This is a genomic window from Shewanella electrodiphila, assembly GCF_023283985.1.
In the GTDB taxonomy this organism is placed as follows: Bacteria; Pseudomonadota; Gammaproteobacteria; order Enterobacterales; family Shewanellaceae; genus Shewanella; species Shewanella electrodiphila.
Genome location: NZ_JAKIKU010000002.1, coordinates 602,656 through 611,122, shown reverse-complemented (window position 1 = coordinate 611,122; position 8,467 = coordinate 602,656). Strand labels below are relative to the sequence as shown.

Sequence of the window (8,467 nt, the reverse complement as noted above, 5' to 3'; positions counted from 1 at the left end):
TTGCCTGCATTAGGAAGATGGTTGTGATCTTAAATTCGATGCTAAGAGACGGTGTTTTGTGGGAAGCGCCAAAAGCTTAAAATTAACTATTGACGCCATAGTCTCTTGTTAGGTAACTTTTACCACTGACCAAATCTTACTATCTGCTGTGGAGCATATTCCATTAACCATGTACGATCTGATGAAACAATTAGAATGTTTTCTTGATCGAAGTAAGTTGGTAAATCAGTTAATAATTGAGACCAACTTAAATACCTTAAATTTGACCAAGCTTTATCAGTGATAATTATTTCAAAAGAATCCGATACATTTTTGTCATTAAGCCAATTTACTAATTTACTTTTATGCTCACTATCTTCGAAGGATGCAATAACCCATTCGCTTGTTTCGTCAACGCCAGAATCCCAGCTAACTTCATGTAAATGAGGTTCAACTAATTTTCTTAAATCCCTGACTCTCAAATCAGGATTCAACAGATTAACCATCCGTAGTTACCTAACGCCTCGTTAAGAGGCAAATAATATGTTGGCTAAAATAAGCGACGCAGGAGCAAAAGCCAACTGTTATTTGTCCTGCTTTAACGACTTGTTAGCACTATTTTTTTTCTTTATATGTTTCCAAGTTTGTAATAACCGTTTCTCTTTCAACTTCAGTGACTTTTGAAGGCCTCGGTATATTATGTTTTTTTCTCGGTTCTTGTTTTTTTACTGGTGTGGTCGTATTTTCTTTTTTATTATCGTTGTCGCTCATGTTTATCTCCTGTTAAAGGTAAAGTTTAAATAAAAATATCAGAAATCCAGCCGTAGCCGTAACCACCGCAGAAATAATTAAGTATGAAGAAGTTCTCAGTTTAATAGCTCTATCACTATTTGTCTTGGAGCCATGAGTGCAAGCAGTATCAAGTCGACTCAATATTTTGTTTAATGTTAAAGCTTCTATATTTTCTACGTCTTGATCAAATTGATCATAAGCATAATTAGAATATTCAGCCCAGCCATTTTTATGAAGAGTTTTATAGCCACCGATAGCCGGGATAGACATCACAGCAAAGTAGAAAGCTATAACCGCTAAAATTAAAGATAACCCTGTAAAAAAATAAACAGGGGCTAAAAAAACAAGCTTATCGGTAGATTGGGGAACTTTATTAAAAAACCATTCAAAAGACGCTATATCAAAACCTATTACAACTACGAGTAACCATAATATGGCTCGCGCAACAATTATTTGATGTCTATTTATATCGACTAGTTGTACGTAATATTCTTTCTCAGACATTGAAACTAATTTATCTAAGCTTTTTGTGTACCCCTCGGTATCACACATATAAACCTCCCTGTAGTGCTAACGATCATAGTTCATGAGCCGTAGGTCTCATGTAACGGGTTGTTCTTTACTTCGGAGAGAGGAGGTTATCGCTACTCAATCCGTGAGTTCATATTCCATGCCCTTGGGGCTTAATTGAAGCCCCCCTGCGGCGTGAGGGAAGCATCGCTTCTTTACTTGAAGTCAATTGCAGGTCTCTTTAAAAGCTACGCTTTACGAGCCTTAGCAAGTGCCTTCAAGCTACCATAAAATAGGCGTTTCTTCCATCGCGTTTGGTTCTATCTACTCCCTCGGCTAGACTAAAATATCACTTCTTTTTACTAAAAAATCGTCTACCGCAGGTCAAGAACAGCTTATTAGCGAGAATTCCGATAAACACCCCTAGGCTACTTACCAATACTCAATCACTTTTCAGCTTAATTTATTAATAATTTTAATAACTTAACAGCCATCATAATTTAAATCAATCGACTAAATAGTGGATAAAACCGAGAATTGAGATAACCGAGAATTATCTTGGGTCGTTATGTAAACTTCTTTTAAGCTAAAACGCTAACTTTTCAATGATATAGGATTGTTTGATTGGTAAACCCGAGAATTTTTGCTTTTACATAACGAGAAGCAAATGCTCTCAATTGCTGCGTTTTAATCATAACTGTATATACATACAGTCTCATATAAAGGGCTAACAAGCTGTGGGGCAAAACGTTTTAAACCACCCATTCTATACTTCATTTATATTGACTCAGTTACAGCAGACCATTACTTCTATCTAATCCATTGCCTGCCGCAGGCTTATGTGCAGATACATCCAAGACACGCCGTAAACACATCCCTGTGGGCTCTGCGAAAACATCCATGTTTTCGAAGGTCTTAAACGTATCTACACTGGGTTTATTGTCTCTTCGATTTGACTGCATTGGTGATAATTTAAAGAGCTAAAGCTAGTAGATCTTGCATTTAAAAGACTCAATTTGAATTGAGGACGTTGAAGAAAATAGCGTGAGGCTGACAGGACGTCAGGCTAGCTTCCGTCGGGCCATGGACGGCCCATCGGAAGCGTTAGCATTTTCGAATAAGTCAGAAGTTAGCACAAACGAAGTTTAAAGCTGGATCGATCCCCCGTTGGAAATCTTTCGCTTTTCAGAAAATTTCGCCGGGGCTGCTGGGGAGATGCAAGAGGGGTGAGCAGTTTCACCCTTCTTGCTCTGGTGTGGGCGAAGCGCCACGACCTTGATTTTTTGAATGATAACTTCAAAATTTGAAACACGTTTTGAAGCAGAAATGTGTTACTCCTAACCCATTTATGTTTTCAAAAATGGCTCTCAACTTCTCATTTTAGCTTCTGATTTCAAATACTGTTCATCAAATACTGTTATCAACAGTATTAATCCCAAATGAACTCACGGAAATGCTTACGACAAACTGACTCATAGCTTTCGTTACCACCAATTGCGACTTGTTCACCTTCGCGCATTGGTTTGCCATTGCCATCAAGACGCACCACCATGTTGGCTTTACGGCCACAATGACAAATGGTTTTTAACTCAACTAATTTATCAGCCCATGCTAATAGGTATTGGCTGCCACTAAACAGCTCGCCCTGGAAATCAGTTTTAAGGCCATAACACAGTACTGGAATATCTAAATTATCCACCACGTGAGTTAATTGCTTCACTTGTTCTTTACTTAAAAACTGCGATTCATCAATTAAAATACAATGCAGCTTTTGGGTTTCAAGCTCAGTTTCAATCATCTTAGATAAGTTATCTTCAGCACCAAAAACTTGCGCTTCAGTTTCAATCCCTATTCTTGAGGCGACTTTTCCCACACCATAACGATCATCGATTGACGCTGTCATGACTAGCGTATTCATTCCGCGTTCACGGTAGTTATAAGATGATTGTAGAAGTGATGTTGATTTGCCAGCATTCATAGCCGAATAATAGAAATAGAGTTGTGCCAAAACAGAAGATCCTTATTGTTATAATCGCCGTTATTCTATCATCGAATCGACTTTTAAATAAGCCGATTACAGATTTAATAGCGTGAAGCTGTTAACAGGTTTTCTGGCAAATTACTGAGGCTATAACAACTAGCAAGTAAGGCGTGACAACCGCAAACCTCGCATACATTAACAAAATTTACATTCTGCAATAAATTAGATCACAGTTTTACTCGCTGTTTAGTCCATAACAATTACAGGCATCACAAAACCCAACATTCTTCATATACGATTAAGAAACAATTGATAAATTGCATAAACAATTATAATTAAGGAAGTAGAAAGTCGATGCATAAAACAATTGTCGCAGTAGCCATTGCTACTACCCTCGCTTTAGGCGGTTGCAGTTACAACAATTCAAACAACTCAACTGAAACAACAACACAAGAGGCTGCAGTGCAACAGAATCCACTATTACAAGCCAGTGTTTTACAGTATCAGGCACCTGACTTTAGCCAGCTTAAAGATGAGCATTATCTACCAGCCCTTGAGCTCGGTATGGCGCAGCATTACCAACAAATTTTGGATATTGCCGCTAACCCAGCAGCCGCCACGTTTGAGAATACCATTGCCGCAATGGAAAAAAGTGGCGCTTTACTAACCCGTACCTCGAGCATTTTCTATAACCTTACAGGTTCAAATAGCAACCCAGAGCTGCGTAAAGTACAAGGTATTATGGCGCCCAAAATGGCTGCCCACTCAGATAACATCAACCTAAACCCTGAGCTATTTGCCCGTATTCAAACCATTTATGATAACCGCTTGACCATGTTGCTGACTGATGAAGAAGTCCGTTTAGTTGAAGTCTATCATCAGCGTTTTGTACTGGCGGGCGCAAAACTAACTGAAGCTGAAAAGCAGAAAATCCGTGAGTTAAATGAAGAGCAATCAACCCTCACCAATGAATTTGCTCAAAGGCTATTAAGACTAAGTAAAGAAATTGCTGTAACTGTGGACGATGAGGGTCAACTTGCAGGCTTATCAACATCTGCAATCGCTGCAGCAAAAGCGGATGCCGCTGCTGCGGGATTTGACGGCCAATACTTACTTAACATCACCAATACCACTCGTCAGCCAGTATTGGCGCAGCTAGATAATCGAGCATTACGTCAGCAAGTATGGGAAGCATCTGCTAACCGTGGCTTAACAGGCGAAAATGAAACGGCTTCATTAGTGGCACGTTTAGCACAGCTTCGGGCTAAAAAAGCCAAACTATTAGGTTTCGACACTTGGTCTGACTACCGCTTGGCGCCGCAAATGGCAAAAACACCTGAAGCGGTATATGACATGTTCGGCTCTATGGTGCCTGCGGTTGTTGAAAACACCCAAAAAGAAGCTGCAGACATTCAAGCGATGATCGACAAAACCGGCGGCGACTTTACTCTAGCGCCATGGGACTGGGCTTATTACGCTGAGTTAGTACGTAAAGAAAAATTTGACTTAGATTCAGCATCAATCAAGCCTTACTTTGAATTTAATCGCGTACTTGAAGATGGGGTTTTCTTTACCTTACAAGAGCTTTACGGCGTAACGCTTAAGCCGCGCCCAGACTTACCAGTTTATCATCCTGATGTAAAAGCTTACGAGATGTTTGATGAAGACGGGTCAAGCATGGCTATTTTCTACGCTGATTACTTTGCCCGTGAAGGCAAACGTGGCGGCGCATGGATGAGCTCTTTTGTTGGCCAGTCAGAGCTATTAAATCAAAAGCCTGTCGTCGTAAACGTGATGAACATTAAAAAGGCGCCTGAAGGCCAGCCAACGTTTGTGAGCTACGATGAAGCAACGACTATGTTCCATGAAATGGGCCACGGTACTCATGGTATGTTCTCAAAAGTGAAATACCCTTCACTAGCGGGAACTTCTGTTTCACGTGACTTTGTAGAATTCCCGTCAACCTTTGAAGAAGACTGGGCCGCACATCCCAAAGTACTTGCTAATTACGCCAAGCACTATGATACAGGTAAACCTATCCCTGATGATTTGCTGCAAAAACTATTAGCGTCAAGAAGCTTTAACCAAGGCTTCGATACGTTAGAATATATGTCGGCAGCTTTGCTTGACCTAGAATGGCATGCACTGGACGCTGATGCTCCTTTACAGAACGTTGAGCAATTCGAAGCCAATGCGCTGAAAAAGCATGGCGTTGATTTGCCTGCAGTGCCGCCACGTTACCGCTCAACCTACTTTGCGCATGCATTCCCTGGCGGTTACTCAGCAAGTTATTACGCTTATATGTGGAGTGAAATTCTTGCAGCTGATGCTTTTGCTTATGTGCAAACTCAAGGTGGTTTAAATCGCGAAATAGGCATGAAGTTTAGAAAAACGATTCGTGAAGTGGGTAATAGTGTTCCACCAATGGAAGCGTATCAAAACTTCAGAGGCCAAGCGCCAACCACTGAAGGATTACTTGAGCGCCGCGGCTTAAATTAATTAGCCTAACGTATACAGTAAATACAAAAATGCCACTCTATTGAGTGGCATTTTTTATATCTGAATATTAAAACCAGTCGTTACTTAGTTGCTATTTTAAGCCCTAATACTGCCAGTACAAATAACACTGAACAAGTAATAAAGCCCATTGCAACAGAGCCAGTAAAACCAAGCACTGTGTAACCGACAATACTGATAACAGCGACAATCAAGGCATACGGTAATTGCGTCATTACGTGGTCTAAGTGATGACAGCTCGCACCCGTTGACGACAAGATGGTGGTATCCGAGATTGGTGAACAATGGTCACCGAATACTGCACCAGATAATACTGCGGCTAACATTGGTAACATCATTGTGCTGTCACTGCCCATCGCCATATCAGCTGCGATTGGCAACATGATACCGAACGTCCCCCAGCTTGTGCCGGTTGAGAAAGCGGTTAAACCAGCAAGCAAGAATAATACTGCAGGTAATAATGCAAACGGGATATTACCAGTAGCAAGGCTTGCCATGTACTTACCTGTTTCAAGCTCACCAATCACTGATGCGATGGTCCAAGCAAATAACAAGATGTAGATAGCAGGTAGCATTGATTTCGCGCCGACCTTAAGGCCAGTAAACATCATGCTAGCACTGATTTTTTGTTGAATTGTCAGTAGTACTGTCACAACTAAGCCCACAAGTGACCCGTAAAATAATGACTCACTCACTTCAGTGTTTTCAAAAGCACCTAGTACGCTAAACTTTAGGCCTTCGCTTGCTAGTGCATCCGCACCAGTTGCAACCATAAAGTAAATCGTCGCTGCCACCAAAACAAAAATCGGTAGGAATAGACCTAGAATTTTACCCGTATCAGCTTCTGGTAAATCAGCCGTTGCACCTGGTGGTAAGCCTTTGCTTTCGTCAAACAATTCGCCTTTTTGCGCATTACGCTCATGTTGACGCATTGGGCCAATATCTAAGCCAAAGATAGCCACACAAAGTAATAGTAATAAAGCGAAAATGGCGTAGAAATTCATCGGCACCATTTGTAAGAAAACGCTTAGGTGTCCAGTGTCGGCAAAGCCATGTGCCGTTAAAATACCGCCGATTAATGCGATGATATATGCACCCCAGCTAGAAACGGGTGAGATAACACAAACTGGCGCAGCTGTTGAATCGAGCAAATAGGCTAACTTAGCGCGAGAAATATGATAACGGTCGGTAATAGGACGTGCGATTGAGCCAACAACAATGCTGTTGAAGTAGTCATCAATAAACACCACACAACCTAAGAACATCGTCATCAGTTTGGCATCACGCTTATTACGAATGCGTTGATGTGCCCAATCGGCAAAAGCGCGAGCTGAACCACTGACTGTGATTAATGCGGTGATCATCCCAAGTACCACTAAGAAGCCGATGATCTGTAAATTCCACGCGTTTAGCGCGCCATCATCCCATACTAGACTGGTTACAGTGCTAAAGAGGTGACTTGCTGCAGTACCTATTGAAAAGTCGCTTAAAAGCACCACACCAGCAAGAATACCTAAGCCAAGTGAAAGAAGCACTTTACGTGTGACCACTGCAAGAATAATTGCCACAACAGGAGGCAAAAGCGAAAGTGCCGAATCGGCGTAACTTGTTATCATCATTTTTTATAATTTCTTCGTTGAGTACGAATGGAGGATAACTGATAAGGCAAGACAACGCAGAAAGCGAAGACAAGGATCTTTTCAGTAGCACTCCACAGTAATATCGATATCAACATCGATATCCATTGTTTTATCCTCACGGATAAAAATTACTATGACAGTGCAGCCCCTTTCGGAAACTGCCCCAGCAAACGGTTTTGATATAACCAGTTCGCTTCGGCACCAAATCCTTTCCGTTTAAGTTATTGGTATCACCCAACGTAAACTTACTGATATTTGATGCGCCTCTACTTATGTATTCAGCACAGTGAGAGCCTTATTTGAAGCTCTCTGCCGATACACGCCACTATACAAACATAAGCGCGAGGTTAATTGCCAGATAAAAGTAGCTTATCTTGTGAGAAATAACATCACAATCAAAAAACGCCACAGCGGCTTATCAAGGGTGTAACGATTTATTAGCAAGCGTTGTTTTATCCATCAATATCACCATTTCAAGGGATGTTTGACCAAATAGGAGGGGTAATACTATTTTCAGACCTGATTAAGCTGTACTGCTCTGCGAGATAATTTTTGTTTAGGTAAAATCAACGGACTTAATACTCAAACTTAATTTAAGATGCTATTTAACGCTAGACAGTGCGTGCTTGCGTGTATGTGTCTGTCTGTCTGTCTGTCTGTATAGATGCGTGACAAGTCATAATCAATAAGTAAATGCCTTGAAAGTATTGCTATTGAATAACAGGCAAGAACTAATCCACCCCATTCGTTTATGATTGTTTTTCACCTAACAAGCCACTCCCTTTAAAAAGTTAAAGCATCAGACTATGCATTTTCAATAAAGGCCGAACCGAGGTATTTAGGCTAAAAGCTTAATTATTAATACTTTAATTATTGAGTTTAATTATGAAGACTTTAAAAGCCATATAAACTGTAAGAATGAATAAATATGCAACAAAAACACATCAATGGCTGGATTATTTACAACTGTAATAAATATCTAAGGCTGAAATGACTAATCTAAAACAAAAATGTAGCTACTGACTAATTTACTCTTGTCTAACTTGAG

General features: G+C 40.6%; 7 protein-coding genes and 1 riboswitch. Of the genes, 1 reads left to right on the top strand and 6 read right to left on the bottom strand.

Annotation, left to right across the window (positions count from 1 at the left end):
* Nucleotides 1-119: 119 nt before the first annotated feature.
* From L2737_RS06165 to L2737_RS06145, 5 genes are all read right to left on the bottom strand, one after another.
* A complete protein-coding gene (locus L2737_RS06165; protein ID WP_248955103.1) occupies nucleotides 120-485 on the bottom strand; it encodes a hypothetical protein in 366 nt (121 codons plus the stop codon).
* A gap of 109 nt (nucleotides 486-594) precedes the next feature.
* On the bottom strand, nucleotides 595-750 hold the full coding sequence (locus tag L2737_RS06160; protein ID WP_248955102.1) for a hypothetical protein: 156 nt from the start codon (nucleotides 748-750) through the stop codon (nucleotides 595-597).
* Nucleotides 751-762: 12 nt separating this feature from the next.
* Nucleotides 763-1,323, bottom strand: coding sequence for a hypothetical protein (locus tag L2737_RS06155; protein ID WP_248955101.1), 561 nt, complete (start codon nucleotides 1,321-1,323; stop codon nucleotides 763-765).
* 749 nt (nucleotides 1,324-2,072) lie between these two features.
* Nucleotides 2,073-2,243, bottom strand: coding sequence for a hypothetical protein (locus L2737_RS06150; protein ID WP_248955100.1), 171 nt, complete (start codon nucleotides 2,241-2,243; stop codon nucleotides 2,073-2,075).
* A gap of 467 nt (nucleotides 2,244-2,710) precedes the next feature.
* On the bottom strand, nucleotides 2,711-3,289 hold the full coding sequence (locus L2737_RS06145) for a thymidine kinase (protein ID WP_102528814.1): 579 nt from the start codon (nucleotides 3,287-3,289) through the stop codon (nucleotides 2,711-2,713).
* Nucleotides 3,290-3,616: 327 nt separating this feature from the next.
* Here L2737_RS06145 and L2737_RS06140 point away from each other — a divergent pair, with 327 nt between their 5' ends.
* Nucleotides 3,617-5,761, top strand: a complete 2,145-nt coding sequence (locus L2737_RS06140) for a M3 family metallopeptidase (protein WP_248955098.1) — start codon at nucleotides 3,617-3,619, stop codon at nucleotides 5,759-5,761.
* A gap of 80 nt (nucleotides 5,762-5,841) precedes the next feature.
* Here L2737_RS06140 and L2737_RS06135 read toward each other — a convergent pair whose 3' ends face one another.
* Nucleotides 5,842-7,398 carry a Na+/H+ antiporter NhaC family protein gene (locus tag L2737_RS06135; RefSeq protein WP_248955097.1) on the bottom strand — a complete coding sequence of 519 codons (1,557 nt, stop codon included), beginning with the start codon at nucleotides 7,396-7,398 and terminating at the stop codon, nucleotides 5,842-5,844.
* Between the two features lie 77 nt (nucleotides 7,399-7,475).
* Nucleotides 7,476-7,696, bottom strand: a riboswitch (Lysine riboswitch).
* Nucleotides 7,697-8,467: the final 771 nt, after the last annotated feature.